General features: G+C 75.5%; 1 pseudogene. It reads left to right on the top strand.

Annotated elements, in window-relative coordinates:
* Positions 1 to 229 (top strand): annotated as a pseudogene (locus tag KZZ06_RS22410) (chemotaxis protein); the annotation flags it as partial.

Genomic DNA, 229 nt, shown 5'->3' with positions numbered 1-229 from the left:
CCCTGGCCGCGGCGACGCGCGCCTTCGAGGCCGAGACGCATCGCGCCGTCACCGATCTCGCCGACTCGGCCGAGGCGATGCAGGCGGCGGCCGACACCCTCTCGGGCAATGCGGGCGCGATGACCGCCGAGGCGGCCGTCGTGGCCGGAGCGTCGGAACAGAGCGCGGGCCTCGTCGACAGCATCGCCAGCGCCGCCGAGGAACTCTCGGCCTCGGCGCGGGAGATCGA

The sequence above is a fragment of the Sulfitobacter sp. CW3 genome (assembly GCF_019392245.1).
In the GTDB taxonomy this organism is placed as follows: domain Bacteria; phylum Pseudomonadota; class Alphaproteobacteria; order Rhodobacterales; family Rhodobacteraceae; genus Sulfitobacter.
Note: the sequence above shows the minus strand (reverse complement) of the source record. Positions and strands in the feature narration are given on the sequence as shown.